Raw genomic sequence first — 18,088 nt, forward strand, 5'->3', positions numbered from 1 at the left:
CCACATCATGACCGCAGATCTGGTACCGAATCGACCGCAGGTAGCTTTTGCCATGGCGAGCAACGAACTTCGAGACAGGCTGTTCGGGCCCGCAGCACGCCAGCGGCTGGGCGCCGTCGCCGATGTTGTCAACGAGGATGTCCTGACGGAGCTTGATTCCCCAGCGGCGCGCTCCGTGCTGGCGCGGACGACGGCGCTGATCACCGGATGGGGGTCTCCTCGGATTGATGCGGAGGTGCTCGAGGCAAGTCCGGCTCTGGCGCTGATCGCCCATGCTGCCGGCACCGTCAAGGCGCACGTGGCAGAGGAATGCTGGGATCGTGGCATTACGGTGACGACGGCGGCGCAGGCCAATGGCATCCCTGTCGCCGAATACACCCTCGCGTACATTTTGCTGGCGGGCAAGGATGCTGCCGGGGCACAGCAAAAACTGCGTGCACAACGCTCCAGCTACGTGCCGGACATGATCGCGCCGGGGCTAGGAAATGCCCGTGGCACCATTGGCATCATTGGTGCCTCACGCATTGGCCGGCTCGTCTTGGAACTCTTGAAGCCCTTCTCCTTCGAGGTTCTGCTTTGTGATCCCACGATCACCGCAATTGAGGCGGCCGGGATGGGCGTGCAACTTGCCTCCTTGGCTGAGCTCATGACCCGTAGCAAGGTAGTGTCCCTGCATGCTCCGGTGTTGCCATCGACAGTTGGCATGATTGGGGACAAGGAACTTTCGCTCATGCCGGCAGGTGCAACGTTCATCAACACAGCCCGCGGCGTTCTGGTTGATCACGATGCGTTGCGTGCAGAATTGCTCGCAGGGCGCATCAACGCGGTCCTGGACGTCACAGCCCCGGAGCCCCTGCCCGATGACGATCCGCTTTATGAACTGCCGAACGTGACACTCACCCCACACATTGCCGGCTCTCTGGGCAATGAACTGGCGCGGATCGGAGAGCTGGCAGTGGAGGAAGTAGTGAGGCTTGCCAGTGGAGGTACACCGGAGTTTGCCGTGACGAGGCAGGCGTTGTTGGACATGGCCTGAGCCATCTTCAGCAGTTCCAGCTAGTTACTGGGTTAAGATGATTTTGGCAACCAATTGCGAAGGATTCCCTTGACTGACACGAACCAGACTGACGCTGTTCCCGGGCGAGCCATCACCACGCCTCGATCGGGCAAAGCCTCGGCGACTATTTATGACATCGCCGCGCTTGCCGGAGTCAATCCTTCAACCGTATCCCGCGCGCTTAGTAAGCCCGGGCGGGTCAGCGCCAAGACGCAACAGAAAATCCTTGATGCTGCCGAGGAACTGAACTATCAAGTTAATATCTTTGCCCGGGCGCTGCCCACAGGCAGGACCCAAACGGTTGGCCTGATCGTCTCGGATATCACCAACCCCGCCTTCTTCGACATCATTCGTGGTGCTGAAACGGCTGCAGCATCACGGGATTACACCTTGATGCTGGCCGAATCCACGGAATCTGCCGAACATGAAATGACAGCAGCCAAGCGCATGCTGGCAACAGTGGACGGGCTCATTCTGGCCAGCCCCCGCCTCGCCAATGAGGAAATCCAGGAGCTGGCTGCCAAGAAGCCAATTGTCCTCATCAACCGCAGGGTTGACGGGGTGGCATCCATCGTCGCCGACACCGAGACTGGCGTGGCCGAAGCCGTCCGTCATTTGGCCGCCCAGGGGCACACCTCGATTTCCTACGTTGCCGGCCCCGAACGGTCATGGATGTCCGCTCGACGCTGGGAATCCATCAAAGCCCGCTGTGACTGGCATGGGATGAAACTTTCGCAGGTGGCATCCGGGATGCCAACAGTTGAAGGTGGCCGCCGTGCCGCAGCGGTGGTCAAAGATGGTGAGGCCACAGCGGTTTTCTGCTACAACGACCTCATGGCCATCGGTCTGATGCGCGAGCTACAGGGCGCTGGCGTCAGCATTCCGGAGCAGCTCAGCATTATGGGCTTTGATAATATCTTTGGCTCGGATTTCACAACGCCGCCGTTGTCCACCATCAAATCGCCCTTGCATGAGCTCGGGGTGACAGCGCTGAGCCGATTGCTGGAATTCATTGTTCCTGGCGATCAGGCTGGCGTCGTGGAGAGTTCCGCCGGAACTGCAGCTGGCGCTGGCACAACGGCACCAGGAGCTGTTGGCCAGGCTGGTGCAGAAGCCGGTGGGGCAGCTGTCGCCGCACTCAGCACGGAGCTGGTCCTGCGGGGTTCAACAGGAGCCGCACGCCCCGCCTGAACTATTAATGGCAAGTTTTGGCAACCGGTTGACAAACTTTCGTGACCCATGGACGATTGATCTATGTCACACACTTCCGCGAATGCTGCCAACGCCACCTCTGTCGCCGGGACACAGCCGTCCCTGGCCGCAGATTCAGACCGTCTCCTGCCGGCCGATCCGGGAACTCGGGCCATTGCGCGAGATCTTCTTGCTCGGGTCGAGAATCTTCCCATTATTTCCCCGCATGGCCACGTTGAGGCGTCCATGCTGGAGTTGGACACCCCGTTTCCTGACCCGGCAACGTTGCTGGTCAGCCCGGACCATTACGTCACTCGTCTGCTTCACGCCAATGGCGTAACTCTGGATAAACTGCGCATGGGCGGCACCACGTCCGTGGAGCCCCGCGAAACCTGGCGTGAATTCGTCAAGGCCTGGCCCCTGTTTGACGGCACAGCTTCCGGCTACTGGATGCGCGATTCCTTCGAGCATGTTTTTGGCCTGCGCACTGAACTCAACGAAGCCAACGCCGACGCCATCTTTGATGAGCTTGATACCAAACTGAAGAGCCCGGAATTCCTGCCGCGCCAGTTGTTCAAGGACTTCAATATCGAAGTTTTGGCCACCACTGACGATCCCCTGGATGACCTCGCCTCCCATGCGGCCATTGCCAAGGACCCCACTTTTGCTGGACGGGTTCTGCCCACCTTCCGCCCCGACGCCTACATTAAGTTCGCCGCGGCTGGCTGGAGTCAAAAGGTGGAGGAGCTGATCAGCGCAGCCGGTGACGGACTCACCGGCTACACCGGCTATATTCGTGCGTTGGAAAACCGCCGCCAGTACTTTGTGGATCACGGCGCCGTTTCCGCCGATCACGGATCGCGCACCGCCATGACCCTGCGCCTCGATGATTCGGCAGCATCGGAACTCTTTGAAAAGGCCCGCCGCAGCGAAGCCACCGCAGCAGATGCTGATGTCTTCGAAGCTCACATGATGTACCAAATGGCACGCATGTCCGTTTCAGACGGCCTCGTCATGACCCTGCACCCCGGCGTTTTCCGCAACCACAGCACCGAAACGTTCAAGAAGTTCGGCGCCGATACCGGTCACGACATCCCGTTCGCTGTCAGCTACACCGAAGCATTGCGCCCCATGCTGGAGGACTTCGGCACGGCGCCCGGTTTCCACTTCATCCCGTTCACCATTGACGAGACAGTCTTCTCGCGAGAAATCGCACCACTGGCCGGCTTCTACCCGTCCGTCTTCATTGGTGCACCGTGGTGGTTCCTCGACGCACCAGATGCCATGTTGCGTTTCCGCTCAGCCGTCACCGAAACCGCCGGGTTCTCGCGTTCCTCAGGTTTCATTGATGACACCCGGGCCTTCTGCTCCATCCCGGCCCGCCACAACACCTCCCGCCGCATTGAGGCAAGTTTCCTGGCCCGCCTTGTGGCCGAGCGCCGCGTCAGCGAAGCACGCGCGCATGAAATTATCGTCGACATTGTCGATTCCGCACCCCGAAGGGCCTTCAAGCTGTGATTACCGAACCGACAACCGTGACCCCTTTTAACCGCGCCACCGCCGGTGCCGGAGCGCCGGCTCCCGTGCGCATCGTGCACCTGGGCTTGGGGGCATTTCACCGTGCCCACCAGGCTTGGTATACCCAGCATGCAAGTGACGCGCCGGAGTGGGGGATTGCCGCCTTCACCGGCCGCCGCCCCGACGCCGCCGCAGCTTTGTCCGCCCAGGACGGGCTTTTCACACTGATTGAGCGTGGCGCCGAGGGTGACAAATTTGAGCTGATTACGAGCATCGTTGAGGCTCACGACGGCGCAGATGTCGCCGCCCTGTCCCGTCTGGTCGCCGCTCCGAGTACCGCCATGGTCACGCTGACCATCACCGAGGCCGCCTACAATTTGGCGGCCGACGGCACCTTGGACTTCACAAACCCCACCGTCCAATCAGACATTGATGTGCTCCGGGCCATCACGGCACTGGAGACGTTCGACGCCGGTCACGGACCTGCCGCTGTTAGCGCAGCGGGCCGCTTGGTCCAGGCTTTGGTGGCTCGTCGCGCCGCCGGAACCGGGCCCATTGCCGTGGTCTCCTGTGACAACCTGGCCAACAACGCAACGGCCGCTCGTGCCGCCATTGGTGGCCTGGCAGACGTGGTAGATCCAGCTCTGGGAGCCTGGGTCGCGGAGAATGTCAGCTTTGTGGGGACCTCCATTGACCGCATCACCCCGCGCACCACAGAGGCTGAGATCGCCTTGGTGCAGGCCGAATGCGGCTACGCGGACTCCTCACCGGTAGTGACCGAACCATTCAGTGACTGGGTACTCAGTGGAGACTTCCCGGCCGGACGCCCGGACTGGGCCAGCGCCGGCGCGGTATTTGTTGACGAGATCGAGCACTTTGAAAACCGCAAACTGTGGTTGCTCAACGGCGCGCATTCGCTGCTGGCCTATGCCGGCCAGCTCAGGGGACACACCACAGTGGCGCAGGCTCTGGCCGACCCGAGCTGTGCCGCCTGGATCACTGAGTTCTGGGACGAGGCGGAGGCAAACCTGCCCGCCGAGGGCTTGGCCATTCCGGCGTACAGGGCTGCCCTGCTGGAGCGCTTTGGTAACGCCCGGATTGCTCATCACTTGGCGCAAATTGCCATGGATGGCTCCAGTAAGCTGCGCATGCGTGCTGTTCCGGTGCTGAAGGCAGAGCTGGGGGCTGGGCGTTCCGGCGCTGGCGCGGCCAGGATGATCGCGGCGTGGGTGGCGTTCTTGCGTCAGTCTCACACCACCGGGGCTGACATTGCGGATTCTGCTGCGTCAGATCTGCTGGCTGCCTTGGCGCTGGGCACCGGTGCTGACCTCAATGCTCTGGTGGCCGTGCTGGATGCGGAGCTAGCTGAGAATGCCGACGCACTGGCAGCGGTTGGTGCACAGATCGAGAATCTGAGCGCGGGGGAGTAATTCCGCAGCGGTACCTTCCATCCTCCCGCCACCACCGCCCTCCCGCGAAAGGTGAGTAGTGAGCAATGTTGCGCGTAAACATTGCTCACTACTCACCTTTCGCGGTCTCGGAGAGGGGCGGATGGGGTGGTGTTTGGGCAGCGGGGAGTAGTGGCTGGAAGAGGTGCCGGGGAGAAACTTTAAGAAACTTATGGCAAGCGGTTGCCATTTGTTGTCTTAGCTGGTTAACTAGTAGGTAATACAGCTCACACGCCGGCGAACCAGCTGCGGCAGGTGTCCCCGTTGGGGGATGACCCTGTAGCGGTCCACCGAAGGGCCATCTGGGACCGGCGAAATGGGAATTGTCCAGCGCAGCGCACCTGCGATGGATTTGGGTAAAGGAGCCCGCATTGACCATGAATCAAAAGCAAACCAGCCCGAGCGTGCAAGCGCCGGCCTCGGGAGTACTGTCCAAGATCAGCGTGCTGGGCTACGGTGCCGGTGACGCCGCCAATAACCTGGCCTTCACAACCGCCACGATGTTTCTTTTGGTCTACTACACAGACGTAGCAGGCATCAGCGCAGCAGCAGCCGGCACGCTCCTGCTCGCAGTTCGCATCTTCGACGCCTTCGCTGACATTTTCGCTGGCCGCATGGTCGACAGGACCTACCACAAGAAGCTTGGCAAGTTCCGCCCTTACATCATGTTCGGTTCGGTGCCACTGCTACTCCTGAGCGTGGCCACCTTCTCCATTCCGCAGATCGGAGAGTCAGGCATGCTGCTGTGGGCCTACATCAGCTACGCGCTGCTTGGTCTTGCCTACAGCTTCGTGAACATTCCCTACGGATCCCTCGCCGGGGCCATGACCCAGAACTCCGGTGAGCGCGCCAAGCTGGCCAGCGCCCGGACCATCGGCGCCGTCGCTGTGGGCTCCTTCCTTGGTATCTTCATCGCTCCCTTGATGAAGGGCGGAGAAAACCTCCAGCCGTTGTTCACCACCCTGACAGTCATTTTCGCCGTCGTGGGAACCGGGCTGTACATGTTCACCGTCTTCTCCACCAAGGAACGCGTGGTGCGTGAGGTCGCCAACGTCTCCATGAAGCAGAGCTTCGAAACGTTGAAGGGCAACAAGCCGCTTCTTATGCTGTGCATCAGTTCCTTTCTGTTCCTGACCGGCCAGCTGGCCCTTGGAACGGTCCAGATCTATTACTTCCGTGACGTTCTGGGCTCGCTGTCGCTGTACGCCGTCATGTCCATCATTAATATCTTCCTCACCTTTGGCATGGCCGCAATGCTTCCCCGCCTGGTACGGGCCATGGGCAAAAAGAACATCTATATCGGCGGCGCAGCCCTGATGGCTCTCGGTGGCCTTGTTGTATTCCTCGCACCGGCGGGCATGGTGTGGCTCGCCTTCACCGGTGTCATGGTGACTCAAATGGGTCTCTACCTGGTCAACATGCTGGTTTGGGCCCTCGAAGCTGACACCGTGGAATACGGCGAGTGGAAGACAGGCATCCGCACCGAAGGAATCACCTACGCGCTGTTCTCCTTCACCCGGAAAACTGGCCAGGCCGTTGGTGGCGCATTGGCCGCCTTTGCCCTCGCCTGGGGCGGATATGCCGCCGGTGCAGCTCAGCAAAGCGAACAGGCGCTCCTTGGGATCCGTGCCGGTGCAGGCCTGCTGCCAATGGTGTTCGCGATCCTTGCTCTGCTCGTCATGCTTGTCTATCCCTTGACGGACGCCAAGCACAAGGAGATCGTCGCCGAGATCCAGGCACGCCGCGAAGCCCGGCTTGCAGACGCTCTTGACCGCCGCGATTCTGACGACATCGCTTAGTTCTTACGGCAACCCTCTATCTATTCGCACCATCTTTTCTCACTGAAACTCCTGGAAGGAACCCCTCGTGAAAATTGTTTCCGCAGAAGTATTTGTCACCAGTCCCAGCCGCAACTTCGTGACCTTGAAGGTCACTACTGATGAGGGCGTTGTGGGCATCGGTGACGCGACCCTGAACGGGCGCGAGCTGGCCGTGGCCGCGTACTTGAAGGAGCATGTTGCTCAGCTCCTCATTGGCAAGGATCCGCACCGGATCGAGGACACCTGGCAGTTCCTGTACCGGAGCTCCTACTGGCGCCGTGGCCCGGTCACCATGGCCGCGATTGCCGCTGTTGACATGGCCCTGTGGGACATCAAGGGCAAGATCGCCGGCATGCCGGTGTACCAGCTGCTCGGTGGCGCCTCACGCAACGGCCTACGGGCCTACGGCCACGCCTCCGGTGCCGACATTCCCCAGCTCTTCGACTCCGTGCGTGAGCACCTGGAACTTGGCTACAAGTCCGTCCGTATCCAGACAGCCATCCCCGGCATCAAAGCCGTGTACGGTGTTGCTGCTCAGGCCCAGGCCTCAGGTGAACGCTACGACTACGAGCCCGCCGGCCGCGGCGCGTTCCCGCAGGAAGAGGACTGGGACACCCGCGCCTACCTGCGCCACCTGCCCACAGTCTTCGAGGCAGTTCGCAACGAGTTTGGCCCTGAGCTTCCCCTGCTCCACGACGGACACCACCGCATGACGCCCATCCAGGCGGCCAAGCTGGGTAAGTCGCTGGAACCGTATGACCTCTTCTGGCTTGAAGACTGCACCCCGGCCGAGAACCAGGAAGCCCTGCGCTGGGTCCGTCATCACACCACCACGCCTCTGGCCATTGGTGAAATTTTCAACACGGTCTACGACTACCAGACCATCATCAAGGAACAGCTCATTGATTACGTCCGTGCAGCGTCCACCCACTTCGGCGGTATTTCACCGCTGAAGAAGGTCATGGACTTCGCAGCCCAGTACCAGATCAAGTCCGGTTTCCACGGCCCCACCGACATTTCCCCGATCGGTTTCGCCGCGCAGTTGCATGTTGGCCTGGCCATCCACAACTACGGCATCCAGGAATACATGCAGCACTCGGATGCGACGAACGAGGTCTTCCAGCAGTCCATGACATTCAAGGACGGCTACCTGCACCCCGGCGATGCTCCCGGCATCGGTGTGGAATTCAACGAGGAAGCAGCTGCGGCATTCCCGTACCAGCAGGCCTACCTGCCGTACAACCGCTTGGTTGACGGAACGGTCCACGACTGGTGATCGACGCAACACATGCTGCACCCCCAGCAGTGCAGCACATTGTGGTGATGGGAGTCTCCGGTTGCGGCAAGACGACGATCGGCCCCCTCGTGGCGCACGAGCTCGGCTTGCCGTTCACGGACGGAGACTCCCTTCACCCCGTGTCCAATATTGCCAAGATGGCGGCCGGCACTCCCTTGAACGACGACGACCGGGCACCCTGGCTGGAAATCGTCGGCCAGGAACTGGCGGCCTCAGCCAACGGACTCGTCGTGGCTTGCTCGGCGCTTAAGCGCAGCTACCGCGATACCATTCGGGCCAAGGCGCCCGATGCGGTGTTCCTCCACTTGGACGGCAGCCGCGAGGTTCTGGGTTCGCGGCTCGAAGGGCGGTCCGGGCACTTCATGCCCACGGCGCTCCTTGATTCGCAGTTGGCAACTTTGGAGCCGCTGGAAGCTGACGAACGTGCAGTGGTGATTGACATTTCGGCGCCGGTCCCCGCACTGGTGAGTGACGCCGTCGTCCGTCTTCAGCAAACCGTTTAACGACCAAGCAGCAACACAGGAGAAGCAATGACATATGCAGTGGATTTGCGTGCCGCACCGTTCAATCTGGACGATGCGGGCGTGGCATGGGTGGAGTCGACGATTGGTGCGATGACGCTGGAGGAAAAAATCGGCCAGCTGTTCATCAACCACAACAACAGCTACGCCCCGGAGTACCTCGATGAGGTGCTGGAGAAGTTCCACGTGGGCGGCATGCGTTACCGGCCGGGCCCCTCGGGAGCTGTGCAGGAACACATTCGCCACGCGCAGTCCAAGACGAAAATCCCACTGCTGATTGCTTCCAACCCGGAAATGGGTGGCGCGGGCAGCTGCGATGACGGCACGTTCGTCTCCACTCATTTGCAAGCCGGCTCGCATCCGGATAAGTCCATTGCCCGCCAGATGGGCCAGATCGCGGGCATTGAGACCGCGGCCTTGGGCTGCAACTGGGCGTTCGCACCCATTGTGGACATCCATTACAACTGGCGCAACACCGTCATCTCCACCCGCTCCTTCGGCAACACGCCGGAGGTTGTGGTGGAGCGGGCCAAGGAATACTTCGACGGCATCAGCGAATCTCCCACTGCGTGCGCCATGAAGCACTTCCCGGGCGACGGCATTGACGAGCGCGATCAGCACGTGGTCACCTCTTACAACACTCTGGATTATGAGGAGTGGAATAAGACGTACGGGCATGTGTACCGGGAAATGATCGGGCACGGCGTGCAGTCGATCATGATCGGTCACATTGGGGCGCCGGAACTTTCCCGCCGTTTCCTGCCGGGGCTGTCCGACGGCGAGATTCTCCCTGCCACGTTGGCTCCGGAACTCCTCGGTGACCTGCTGCGCGGCGAGCTCGGTTTCAACGGGCTGATCCTGACCGACGCCTCGCAGATGATCGGCATGACGCAGGCCATGAAGCGCAGCGATTTGGTGCCTGCTGCCATTGCGGCTGGCTGCGATATGTTCCTGTTCTTCCGTAACCCGGAAGAGGACTTTGGCTACATGCTGGACGGTTACCGCAACGGCATCATCACGGAGGAGCGTTTGCAGGATGCCCTGCGCCGTATCCTGGCGCTGAAGGCCTACCTTGGCTTGCACGTTACGGACCGCGCCTCGCTGGTTCCGGCTGCTGAAACCCTGGCCGTGATTGGCTCGCCCGAACACCGTGCCGTTGCCGCAGAGGTTGCGAACAAGACTGTCACGCTGATCAAGGACACGCAGAACAACCTGCCTATGACCCCGGCCACGCACAAGAAGATCCGTCTCTATGGCATTTCCGGCGGCTCCGACTTCACCATGGCCGACCCTCTGGGCTACCTGGATGTTGTGGCCGAGGAACTGGAGCGAGTGGGCTTCGAGGTGCACGTCTTCAAGACCGCAGATCAGCGGAAGGCCGCAGGGGAGGAGGGCGTGAACTTCATGTCCGTCATCTCCGACGAGGCCACCGACGACTACGCCGACAAGTACGACGCCGCCTTCGTGTTCGCCAATGTGAAGGGCTTCGCCCAGGAAGCGGCCATCCGCGTCAAATGGTCCTCCCCGATGGCCGCGGAGATCCCGTGGTATGTCACCGAGGTTCCCACAGTGTTTGTCTCGCTGAACCAGCCCAACCACCTCATCGACGTGCCGATGGTCAAGACCGCCATCCACGCCCACGCTGATTCCCGCGAAGCCATCCGGGCCACAGTGGAAAAGATCCAGGGACTCTCCGAATTCCAAGGCACGTTCAATGAAAACGTCTTCTGCAATTCCTTCGATACCAGGCTCTAAGCTGACCCAGCACCGCCGGTCATGAATGCGATTCTCCCCACCGGTCATCCGGTGGGGAGAATCGCATCCGTGTTTGATATACAAGTGAGTATGGAAATTCCCTTGAACCAGAGCCCTGATTTCTCCGTCAAGCCCCCGCACGCCATTCGGGTTGTGGTCATGGGAGTCTCCGGTGCCGGCAAGAGCACCATTGGCACGCTGGTGGCCGACGCCATGAACTTTCCCTTCGTGGATGCGGATTCCCTGCACCCGCTGGAAAATATCCGCAAAATGGCTTCCGGAACGCCTCTGAATGACGAGGACCGCTGGCCGTGGCTTGACCTGGTGGGACATGAGCTCGCAACCACCTCGGGCAAGGGCGTGGTTGTGGCCTGCTCGGCGCTGAAGCGGCGCTACCGTGACGCCATTCGCGCCAAAGCTCCCGACACGATTTTCCTGCACCTGCAGGGGACTCTGGAGGTACTCAGCTCCAGGATTGAGGGCCGTTCCGGACATTTCATGCCGCCGAACCTTCTGGCGTCACAGCTGGAAGCGTTGGAACCCATGGAAGCCGACGAGGCCGCCGTCGTGGTTGATATTTCGGCCAGCATGACCGAGATCTTAGACGCTGCCGTGGTTGGGATCCGCGCAATCGCGGCAAAATAGCATGCACGACGCCGGCCCTTGGCTCCGCGCGCAGGAACTGTTGAGCGTGGGTCAAGTTGCTCAACGCGGCGGGGTTGCCGTCTCGGCCTTGCATTTTTACGAACGCCAAGGGCTCATTTTTAGCACCCGCACCTCTGGCAATCAGCGCCGCTATGCCCGCTCGGTGCTACGCCGTGTCGCCGTTATTCGGGCCGCCCAGAGCGCTGGTATCCCGCTGTCTCTGGTTGCCACTGTGTTTGCGGAGCTTCCGGATCATGGGGTCCCCACGCAGTCTGATTGGCAGCGCCTATCCGAGCACTGGCAAGCCGAGCTCGACACCCGAATCGCCGCGTTGCAAAAACTCCGCGGAAGTCTGGGTGGTTGCATCGGCTGCGGCTGCCTCTCACTGGCCGAATGTGGCTTCGTTAACCCGGATGATCAGGTGGCCGGTCAGGGACCCGGCGCCCGCGCCTTCGATGGGATTGACGGGCTGGATTCGGAGTAATCCGCGCTCGAGTGTCCACTTAATGTACGTCTGAGGCGACAAGCAGGCTGAAAGCGTACGTTATGTGGACACTCGATCCGGTAGCTGTCTCTCGATTCCGATGAATTCATGTGAGGTGGCTCATGGCCGCCGAATTTGACCTCAACTATGGTTGAGGTTCTAGAGTCGCTTGAGGATCTAGCCTTGTTGGGCCGGACGTGGTGAGAGGATTTTTGGTCATGACTGTGCAAGCAGAGACCGCGCAAGCAGGGACCGCGGAGGCAGTGCCAGTCACAACGGGCACTGCGGACGTAATGCCGACGCTGACCGAGGACTTCAAGGCTGCCTTTGGCGGGCATCCCGCCGGGGTCGCCATCATTACGGCCGATTCCGTCACAGGACCGGTGGGAATTACGGCGTCGTCAGTGGCCTCCGTATCCGCCGAGCCGCCGTTGCTCGCCTTCTCCCTCGCTGCATCCAGCGGATCAGCAGCAGCCATCGCTGTGGCCGATTCAGTGGTGGTCCACCTGCTGACCACGGATGATTTGGAACTAGCCAAGACCTTCGCCAATTCAACGTCGGAGCGGTTTACTGCCGCTATGCCCTGGACCCGGCTCGAGACAGGTGAGCCGCTGCTGGTGCACGGCGGTTATGCGCTGAGGTGCAAGGTCCTTAGCCGCACCCCGGCAGGGGGGTCGTTGCTGCTGGCGGCCCAGGTTCTGCAGATCATGCCCCAGGAAAAGGCTGGTGCCGAACACGGTGGAACGGGTCAGGCGGGAAGATCACCCGCTGGGGCAGCACGTGCCGGTGCGCCCATGGTTTATCACAACCGTAACTTCCACGCCCTTGGCGAACACAGCGTCCTGTCGCGCTAGGTAGCTTCGGCAAACTCACAGCGTTTGTTCACTTTGGCACTTAGTTGATCCTCCTGGCTCCGGGGGAGGGCTGGGGTAGACTGGCCATCCAATGGAAAGTAAATCTAGGGGCCGGCGCAACGGTCTGCAGAGCACCTCAAGTGCCACCTGTCATCACGTTGCCCATGCCGGCAAAACCCGCACACAAGACCTAAGTTCCCCCATCCCCGCAGTGGCCGGCCCCGTCGCCGACCACCCTCCGCCGGCGGCCAACCCCCACGTGAACGCAGCATCTCTGCGCACACTGACAAGGGGGGTGCAGTAAAATCGAATGGTTATTACTTGCAGCAGGTCTGCTGCTCATCCTTGGCACAGGATTCTTTGTTGCCGTTGAATTTTCCCTCGTTGCGCTGGACCAAGCCACCGTACAGCGGGCGGTGAACACTGGCGATAAAGCCGCAGTGCCACTTCTTCGTTGTTTGAAGTCGCTGTCCACCCAGCTCTCCAGCTGCCAGCTCGGCATTACCCTGACCACCTTGCTGACAGGTTTCCTGATGGAACCTTCGCTTGGTGCTCTACTCATGGGTCCGCTGGGTGCCGTGGGCGTTCCAGACGCTGCAGTGTCCGCAGTCGCCTTGGCCCTGGCCATGTTGATAGCAACCCTGCTCTCGATGCTGATTGGTGAGCTGGTCCCGAAGAATATGGCCATCGCCAAATCCTTTGAAATTGGCAAGATGATCGCCCGGCCGCAGCTGGTCTTTACCGCCGTATTCAAGCCCGCCATCATCGTCTTGAACGGCTTCTCGAATAAGGTGCTGAACCTGTTCGGCATGGAAGCCAAGGAAGAGATTTCCGGTGCGCGTTCGCCGTCGGAACTTGCCTCCTTGGTGCGCCGATCCGCCGCCATGGGCACCTTGGACAAGGGTACGGCAACCTTCGTGGCCCGGACCCTGAGCTTTTCCGGGCGCACAGCCGCCGATGTCATGACCCCGCGCATGCAGGTTGAGACCATTGAAAGCACACAGTCCGTGGCCGAGATCATCGATGCCGCCCGCCGCACCGGCTTCTCTAGATTCCCGGTTATTGACGAATCCCCAGACAACATTGTGGGCGTTGTCCACCTGAAAAAGGCCGTTGCAGTTCCCTTCCACAAGCGTGAATCACTGGAAGTGGGTGCCATCATGACCGAGGTCTTGCGCGTGCCCGAAACCGTCCACCTCGACGCCCTGATTCTGGAGCTCCGCGAAGGAAATCTGCAGATGGCAGTGGTCCAGGACGAATACGGCGGCACCGCTGGCGTGACCACTCTGGAAGATTTGGTAGAAGAAATTGTTGGCGAAGTCTCCGACGAGCATGACCGCATCAAGCCCGGCATCTTGCTCGGCGCCGATGGTACGTGGTTCTTCCCGGGCCTCATGCGTCCTGACGAGGTTTCCGAGCGCATTGGCCCGCTCAATGTCCCTGACGAGGCAAGCTACGAAACCGTGGGTGGCTTCATGATGGCCGAACTGGGCCGCATTGCTGCCCCCGGCGATAGCGTCAGTGTTGAAGGTGGCCAGCTGGTGGTTGACAGGATAGAACGACGCCGGATCGACAGGATCCGCTTCATCCCGGCACCTTTGCCTGGAGGTACTGAAGGTGACGGAAGCGGCAAGAACGCCAAGGCCAACCCCTCCAACAAGGCCACCGCCGATACGAAAGACCGGGGTGATCTTCGATGAGCCCCTGGGCCGGACTTGCCTGGTTGGTGGTGCTGCTCCTAGGTAACGCCTTCTTTGTTGCCGCTGAGTTTGCTGTTATGACAGCACGCCGCAGTCAGATTGAACCCCTTGCCGACGCCGGCTCCAAGCGTGCCAAGATCACCTTGGGCGCCATGGAAAACGTGTCACTGATGCTGGCCTGTTCGCAGCTCGGCATCACTGTGTGTTCACTGTTGATCCTGAACGTTTCCGAACCTGCCATTCACCACTTGATTGCCGAACCCTTGCACACCATTGGTGTTGCGGACAATGTCGCCTCGCCGGTAGCCTTCATCATCACTTTGGCGCTGGTGACGTTCTTGCACGTGACGTTCGGGGAAATGGTACCCAAGAACATGAGCGTTTCCGCCGCGGACAAGGCAGCTCTGCTGCTGGCTCCGCCGCTGGTGCTGGTGGGCAAGGTAGTGCGCCCGGTCATCGTGTCACTGAACTGGTGTGCCAATCACATTGTGCGGCTGTTCGGGATCACTCCGCAGGACGAGGTCTCCTCCAGCTACACGCTCGAAGAGGTCCAGTCCATCGTGGAGGAATCCACGCGCAGCGGCTTGGTGGATGACCAGACGGGTCTCATCACCGGTGCCCTGGAATTCTCCTCGCAAACGGCACAAGGCATCATGGTGCCGTTGGCGGGCTTAGTTACGCTGCCCGTCGATGCCACCCCCGTGGACTTCGAGCGCAAGGTGGGCAAGACCGGATTCTCCCGGTTTGTCTTTGCTGACGAGGCGGGCGTGCTGATTGGCTATCTGCATCTAAAGGATGTGCTGCGGATTCCGTTGGAACGCTATGAGTTGCCCATTGGTGAAGGGCGCGTGCGGTCCATGGTCAACTTGCAGGCCACCGAGGAAATTGAGGATGTGCTGGCAACCATGCAGCGCAGCGGATCGCACATGGCTCGCGTCATTGACGCCAATGAACAGACCATGGGCGTGCTGTTCCTCGAGGATGTCATTGAGCAACTGGTCGGGGAGATTCGCGACGCAACCCAGACAAACGTTCAGGAGCGACGCAAGGCTTGATGCGAACCGTTCCCAATATGGGCTATGCTGGTCTTATTGGTAACAATTCTCATTAGCACGTCACTAAGGAATCGCATGTCTGCAAACCGTCGCTCATTTCTGCTCATAGGGGCCGCCTTGGCGGCCTCGATCACCCTGGCGGGGTGCGGCGGCGGGACCCCGGCCGGGGATGGAGTAAGCAGCAGCGGAACTATAGCGGTCGTGGCCTCCACCAATGTTTATGGCGATATTGCCAAGAGTATTGGTGGAGACCACGTTGACGTCCACACCATCATTTCCGATCCCAACGCTGACCCGCATGGGTATGAGGCCAACGCTCAGGACAAACTGGCCGTCTCAAAGGCCCAGATCGGCATTGAAAACGGTGGCGGCTACGACGACTTCTTCACTCAGCTGGCCAAGGGGCAGCTGGAGAGCGCGGAAGTTATCAACGTGAGCACGTTATCCGGTCTGGATACAGCTGCTGACTTCAACGAGCACGTTTGGTACTCACTTCCCACCATGGTCAAACTGGCCGATGATCTTGCTGCGCGCTTCAGTGCCGAGCTTCCGGCCCAATCCGCGGCGTTTACGCAACAGGCCGACGCCTTCAAGGTCCAGATTGGCGCCATGAGCTCCCGCTTGGCGGCGTTGAAAACCAAGCACAACGGGGCCGGTGCCGCCGTGACCGAGCCTGTTCCGCTCTACCTGCTCGCCGAGGCTGGCCTGGTTAACAAGACGCCGGAAAAGTTCACCTCCGCCGTCGAAAATGGGGCCGATGTTCCGGCCTCGACGCTCACCGAGGTGCTGGGCGTGATGGACTCAGGCACCATTGCCGTGTTGGCCTACAACACCCAGACCCAGAGCCCCCAGACCGAGAAGGTCAAGACTGCTGCCCTGAATGCCGGAGTTCCTGTGGTTGACTTCGCAGAGACCTTACCGGCTGATACGAGCTACCTGGCCTGGATGCTTGGTAATGTAAGTAACTTGGAACAAGGACTAAATGCAGCGGCTGGAAAATGACCGAATCAGCACCATCGGTCATTACGCTCAAGCGCGCCACTCTCAAGTACGGCCAACGCACCCTCTGGCATGACCTCAACTTAGAAGTCCAGCCCGGTGAATTCCTGGCCGTCCTGGGTGCAAATGGCAGCGGCAAAACCAGCTTCCTGAAAATCCTGCTGGGCCTGGTTCCGCTGAGCTCTGGCAGCATGACGCTCGACGGCGCACCCGCCAAACGCGGTAGCCGCAGCATTGGCTATGTTCCCCAGCAAAAAAACTTTTCTCCCGATACTGCCTTGCGAGCCCGCGACTTGGTGGGCTTGGGCGTTGACGGCCACAAATGGGGCTTCCGGATGCGTGGCCGGGCGTACACCAAGCGCGTGGATGAACTGCTGGAAATGGTGGGGGCCACCAGCTACGCCAAGATCCCCGTGGGAATGCTTTCCGGTGGTGAACAGCAGCGCTTGCGCATCGCCCAAGCGCTGGCATCTAACCCCAAAGTCCTGCTGTGTGATGAGCCGCTGCTTTCGCTTGATATGCAACACCAAAAAGCCGTGAGCGCGCTCGTGGCCCAACAGGCCACGGCGAATGGGACCGCGGTGGTTTTTGTCACGCATGAGATCAACCCCATTTTGGAGCACGTGGACCGGGTGCTCTATCTGGCCGGCGGGCGGTTCACGCTCGGTTCCCCGGACCAGGTCATGCGGACCGAGGTGCTCTCTGCGCTGTATCAAACCAGGGTTGAGGTGCTCAACGTTGACGGCAAGCTCGTGGTGGTGGGGCGGCCAGATTCTGTCATTGACGGTCACGTTGCTGACCAGCCTCGCACTGACGAGGAAACTGCCCTCAAAAACATCGTTGATGGGTGGCAATCATGAATTGGGCTGACTTTTCAGACGCAGTCTTTAATTTCACCAACTACGGGGAATTGCTACCACTCTTTCGCGATACTCTGCTGGCCGGCGCCATCCTTGGCCTGGTAGGCGGCTTGGTCGGCACCTTCGTCATGATGCGCGATCTTGCATTCGCCGTCCATGGCATCGCCGAGCTGTCCTTCGCGGGAGCAGCCTTTGCGTTGCTCATTGGTGTGGACGTCATTTTCGGATCGCTGGTGGGTTCCATCGCTGCCGCGCTACTGCTAGGCGTCATGGGTGTGCGGGCCAGAGAGAAAAACTCGGTCATTGGCGTCATCATGCCCTTCGGCCTGGGTCTGGGTATCTTGTTCTTGTCGCTGTACGACGGCCGATCGGCCAATAAATTTGGCCTGCTCACCGGTCAGATCGTCTCCGTAGATTCCACTCAGCTCTCGGTTCTGGCCGGGACCGCATTGGTGGTGGTGGCTGGGCTGGCGCTCATTTGGCGCCCGCTGACCTTTGCCAGTGCCGATCCTGACATCGCCGCCGCCCGCGGCGTTCCTGTGCGGACTCTCTCGCTGGCGTTCATGTTCCTGCTGGGTATTGCTGTGGCACTGTCCATCCAGGTGGTGGGCTCGCTGCTGGTCTTGGCGCTGCTCATCACTCCTGCTGCGGCGGCACTTCAGGTGACGGCAGCTCCGCGCATGGTGGTGCTGCTGAGCGTGGCTTTTGCCATGATCTCCACCGTGGGTGGCATCATGCTGGCTTTAGGTGGAAGCATCCCCATCAGCCCATACGTCACGACGCTCTCGTTCGTGATCTACCTGGTGTGCCGGGTGGCTGGTTCGTGGCGGCGACGTCGTGGCTGGTCTGCCCGGCCTTCGCTGGCTGCCTCGTAGTTCTTGTAG

14 protein-coding genes and 1 pseudogene are annotated in these 18,088 nt (G+C 60.5%); all 15 read left to right on the top strand.

Annotated features, from left to right (window positions below):
- Window positions 1–7 precede the first annotated feature (7 nt).
- The 15 genes and pseudogenes from CXQ93_RS05055 to CXQ93_RS05125 all read left to right on the top strand — a co-directional run bounded on the left by CXQ93_RS05055 (window position 8) and on the right by CXQ93_RS05125 (window position 18,079).
- Window positions 8–1,036: a hydroxyacid dehydrogenase gene (locus CXQ93_RS05055; RefSeq protein WP_104109731.1), complete on the top strand. Its 1,029-nt coding sequence runs from the start codon at window positions 8–10 to the stop codon at window positions 1,034–1,036.
- A gap of 69 nt (window positions 1,037–1,105) precedes the next feature.
- Window positions 1,106–2,248 (top strand): LacI family DNA-binding transcriptional regulator, encoded by a 1,143-nt coding sequence (locus tag CXQ93_RS05060; RefSeq protein WP_258068608.1) that lies wholly within the window; start codon window positions 1,106–1,108, stop codon window positions 2,246–2,248.
- A 63-nt stretch (window positions 2,249–2,311) separates the two neighbouring features.
- Entirely contained in the window at window positions 2,312–3,766 is a 1,455-nt protein-coding gene (gene uxaC / locus CXQ93_RS05065) for a glucuronate isomerase (RefSeq protein WP_104109392.1), read from the top strand.
- A gap of 17 nt (window positions 3,767–3,783) precedes the next feature.
- On the top strand, window positions 3,784–5,196 hold the full coding sequence (locus CXQ93_RS05070; protein WP_104109733.1) for a mannitol dehydrogenase family protein: 1,413 nt from the start codon (window positions 3,784–3,786) through the stop codon (window positions 5,194–5,196).
- 395 nt (window positions 5,197–5,591) lie between these two features.
- Window positions 5,592–7,013, top strand: a complete 1,422-nt coding sequence (gene uidB / locus CXQ93_RS05075; protein ID WP_104109393.1) for a glucuronide transporter — start codon at window positions 5,592–5,594, stop codon at window positions 7,011–7,013.
- A 67-nt stretch (window positions 7,014–7,080) separates the two neighbouring features.
- Window positions 7,081–8,310 carry a D-mannonate dehydratase ManD gene (gene manD / locus CXQ93_RS05080; protein ID WP_104109394.1) on the top strand — a complete coding sequence of 410 codons (1,230 nt, stop codon included), beginning with the start codon at window positions 7,081–7,083 and terminating at the stop codon, window positions 8,308–8,310.
- A 47-nt stretch (window positions 8,311–8,357) separates the two neighbouring features.
- A pseudogene (locus CXQ93_RS05085) lies at window positions 8,358–10,607 on the top strand (gluconokinase, GntK/IdnK-type).
- A 90-nt stretch (window positions 10,608–10,697) separates the two neighbouring features.
- Window positions 10,698–11,252 carry a gluconokinase gene (locus tag CXQ93_RS05090; RefSeq protein ID WP_104109395.1) on the top strand — a complete coding sequence of 185 codons (555 nt, stop codon included), beginning with the start codon at window positions 10,698–10,700 and terminating at the stop codon, window positions 11,250–11,252.
- A 46-nt stretch (window positions 11,253–11,298) separates the two neighbouring features.
- A complete protein-coding gene (gene soxR, locus CXQ93_RS05095) occupies window positions 11,299–11,736 on the top strand; it encodes a redox-sensitive transcriptional activator SoxR (protein ID WP_308470606.1) in 438 nt (145 codons plus the stop codon).
- A 218-nt stretch (window positions 11,737–11,954) separates the two neighbouring features.
- Complete coding sequence (locus tag CXQ93_RS05100; RefSeq protein WP_258068610.1) at window positions 11,955–12,590, top strand: flavin reductase family protein; 636 nt, start codon at window positions 11,955–11,957, stop codon at window positions 12,588–12,590.
- Window positions 12,591–12,895: 305 nt separating this feature from the next.
- Window positions 12,896–14,290 (top strand): hemolysin family protein, encoded by a 1,395-nt coding sequence (locus CXQ93_RS05105; RefSeq protein ID WP_104109397.1) that lies wholly within the window; start codon window positions 12,896–12,898, stop codon window positions 14,288–14,290.
- A complete protein-coding gene (locus CXQ93_RS05110) occupies window positions 14,287–15,345 on the top strand; it encodes a hemolysin family protein (RefSeq protein ID WP_104109398.1) in 1,059 nt (352 codons plus the stop codon). Before CXQ93_RS05105 ends, CXQ93_RS05110 begins: the two co-directional genes overlap by 4 nt.
- A gap of 75 nt (window positions 15,346–15,420) precedes the next feature.
- Window positions 15,421–16,347: a metal ABC transporter solute-binding protein, Zn/Mn family gene (locus tag CXQ93_RS05115; RefSeq protein ID WP_104109399.1), complete on the top strand. Its 927-nt coding sequence runs from the start codon at window positions 15,421–15,423 to the stop codon at window positions 16,345–16,347.
- A complete protein-coding gene (locus CXQ93_RS05120; protein ID WP_104109400.1) occupies window positions 16,344–17,204 on the top strand; it encodes a metal ABC transporter ATP-binding protein in 861 nt (286 codons plus the stop codon). Before CXQ93_RS05115 ends, CXQ93_RS05120 begins: the two co-directional genes overlap by 4 nt.
- On the top strand, window positions 17,201–18,079 hold the full coding sequence (locus CXQ93_RS05125; RefSeq protein WP_104109735.1) for a metal ABC transporter permease: 879 nt from the start codon (window positions 17,201–17,203) through the stop codon (window positions 18,077–18,079). The genes CXQ93_RS05120 and CXQ93_RS05125 overlap by 4 nt, the downstream gene beginning before the upstream one ends.
- Window positions 18,080–18,088 lie beyond the last annotated feature (9 nt).

This window comes from Arthrobacter sp. N199823 (assembly GCF_002929705.1).
Taxonomy (GTDB): domain Bacteria; phylum Actinomycetota; class Actinomycetes; order Actinomycetales; family Micrococcaceae; genus Specibacter.

What these genes read in the sequence shown, in the direction of transcription:
- CXQ93_RS05055 (WP_104109731.1), top strand. Translation starts at nt 8, where the DNA reads ATGACCGCAGATCTGGTACCGAATCGACCGCAGGTAGCTTTTGCCATG.
- CXQ93_RS05120 (WP_104109400.1), top strand. Translation starts at nt 16,344, where the DNA reads ATGACCGAATCAGCACCATCGGTCATTACGCTCAAGCGCGCCACTCTC.
- CXQ93_RS05125 (WP_104109735.1), top strand. Translation starts at nt 17,201, where the DNA reads ATGAATTGGGCTGACTTTTCAGACGCAGTCTTTAATTTCACCAACTAC.
- CXQ93_RS05090 (WP_104109395.1), top strand. Translation starts at nt 10,698, where the DNA reads ATGGAAATTCCCTTGAACCAGAGCCCTGATTTCTCCGTCAAGCCCCCG.
- uidB (WP_104109393.1), top strand. Translation starts at nt 5,592, where the DNA reads ATGAATCAAAAGCAAACCAGCCCGAGCGTGCAAGCGCCGGCCTCGGGA.
- CXQ93_RS05110 (WP_104109398.1), top strand. Translation starts at nt 14,287, where the DNA reads ATGAGCCCCTGGGCCGGACTTGCCTGGTTGGTGGTGCTGCTCCTAGGT.
- CXQ93_RS05115 (WP_104109399.1), top strand. Translation starts at nt 15,421, where the DNA reads ATGTCTGCAAACCGTCGCTCATTTCTGCTCATAGGGGCCGCCTTGGCG.
- CXQ93_RS05100 (WP_258068610.1), top strand. Translation starts at nt 11,955, where the DNA reads ATGACTGTGCAAGCAGAGACCGCGCAAGCAGGGACCGCGGAGGCAGTG.
- uxaC (WP_104109392.1), top strand. Translation starts at nt 2,312, where the DNA reads ATGTCACACACTTCCGCGAATGCTGCCAACGCCACCTCTGTCGCCGGG.